Raw genomic sequence first — 2,091 nt, forward strand, 5'->3', positions numbered from 1 at the left:
ACGTACGGTGGTGTGAGAGGTCGACTAATCAATTAATGATTAGTCTCCTACTCGATTGAAAAAAAGGATAAGTATCAAATAATTATATAAAAAATATTGATAAATTGCCTTACTTTGGTATAATTGTATATAAGAAAGCGCTTTATCGTTGGGTGCAAAAATAAATAGAAAGGAATGTAAGGGCATTATTGATTAAATAGAAGTGGGATGCTTGATGTTGATTAGTGACTTTGTGACTAATGGTAAATTTTAAATTAAATAGAGATGAAAAGGAGAATGTGATATGGCAACAATTTCACGGTATGAAACTAGTAAACTTGGCAAAGATAATCCTCAATTTTCAGCTTTAAGATCAACCATCGAGACCGCCTTTTATGGAAATAATGTAGAAGAAGTAAAAACGATTAGTGAGGCTTATGAAAGAGCAGCTGCTTATAAGGGAACGATTGTTTTAGATCAAGAAGTAGCTCATGCTGAAGATTTAGCCTTACCAAAAGGCGCTAAAGTATTGGTTGACAATGGAGGACGTGTAACGGGTCGTACAGCCGCAGCCAGACATCTTTCTGGAACGGGTGAGGATGATAAAAAGCTATTAGGAATTGTCCGCGATGCGTTGTATGCCAATCGTGAGCGTGAATATTTAACCACGACAGCTTATGTCGGACTAGATGAAGATTTTATGGTAAGAGCACGTTTGATGGTACCATCGGAAGAAATTAACAACTTATATTCTTGGTTATTAAATTTCCAATGGGCATCGGACCAAATGACCGCAATGTATGAACGCAGTAAAGTTTATGAAGATGAATCGGATATTTTAATTTATAGCGATCCAAAATGGAGACATCCTGATCATCCAAATGGTTTTGTTTACTTTGATCCAAAATGTAATGTGGTCATTGTCTTAGGTTTACCTTATTTTGGAGAATTGAAAAAAGGAACTTTAACATTAGCTTGGGCGATTGCCCGTCGTCATGGTTATGTATCTTGTCATGGTGGTATGAAAGAAATGATTACCGGCGATAAACCTTATGTAGCAGCTTTCTTTGGGCTATCTGGTACCGGAAAATCGACTTTAACCCATGCCAAACACGAAGATAAATATGAGATTAAAGTGCTTCATGATGATGCGTTTGTTATTTCATTGGATGATTTCTCTTCGATTGCCTTAGAGCCATCTTATTTTGACAAAACGCAAGACTATCCTTATGGACATCCTGAACAAAAATATTTTGTAACTGCTCAAAACGTTGGGGTTAGCTTGAATGAAGCAGGCGAAAAAGTATTAGTTACCGAAGATATTCGCAATAATAATGGTCGTACGGTCAAATCACGTTACTCAACTCCGAATCGGGTGGATAAATTTGATGTGCCAATTAATAGTGTGTTCTGGTTAATGAAAGATGAGACGTTACCACCGGTCGTGAAGATTGAAGGTCCTGAATTGGCGATGATTTTTGGCTTAACTTTAACGACTAAACGTTCAACAGCTGAAAACTTGGTCCCAGGAACCAATATGGAAAAACTGGTTATTGAGCCGTATGCGAATCCATTTAGAGTTTATCCATTACAAGAAGACTGTGATTCATTTGAACAATTATTCAATTCAGGAGAAGTTCATGGCTATATCTTGAATACAGGCTTCTTTATGGACAAGAAAATTACGCCGGCTGTCACTTTGGGAATCATTGAAAGTTTAGTCGAAGAGCGAGCAGAGTTTGTGCCATTTGGACCATTAGAAGAATTAAGTTATATGCCAATTGAAGGGTATGAACCAGATTTTGATAATGAAGCTTATCGCAAATTATTGCATGAGCGTTTAAATGATCGTGCTCAATGGATTAAAGAAATTAGTGCAGAAAAAGAGCCATTAAAAGCAAGCTATTATGAAACTTTAAATGCATTAGTAGAAAAATTAGCAAAATAAAATGGCTGTATAGCTAGATAGATACTGGGTAGGCCAATTGAAAATCATCTGATTTTCAATTGGCCTGCCTTTTTATTTTGAAACGATTAGGGTGATTGCGACAGACAAGGGCGATAAGCACAAAAAATGAGAGGGAGTGGACCAGAAGTAGAAAATCGAATGAT

At 36.7% G+C, this 2,091-nt stretch carries 1 protein-coding gene; it reads left to right on the plus strand.

Annotation, left to right across the window (positions count from 1 at the left end):
- The first annotated feature begins 283 nt into the window (after positions 1–283).
- Entirely contained in the window at positions 284–1,927 is a 1,644-nt protein-coding gene (locus HMPREF2811_RS09405; RefSeq protein WP_071409106.1) for a phosphoenolpyruvate carboxykinase (ATP), read from the plus strand.
- Positions 1,928–2,091: the final 164 nt, after the last annotated feature.

This window comes from Globicatella sp. HMSC072A10, assembly GCF_001811625.1.
Lineage (GTDB): Bacteria > Bacillota > Bacilli > Lactobacillales > Aerococcaceae > Globicatella > Globicatella sanguinis.

What these genes read in the sequence shown, in the direction of transcription:
- HMPREF2811_RS09405 (WP_071409106.1), top strand. Translation starts at nt 284, where the DNA reads ATGGCAACAATTTCACGGTATGAAACTAGTAAACTTGGCAAAGATAAT.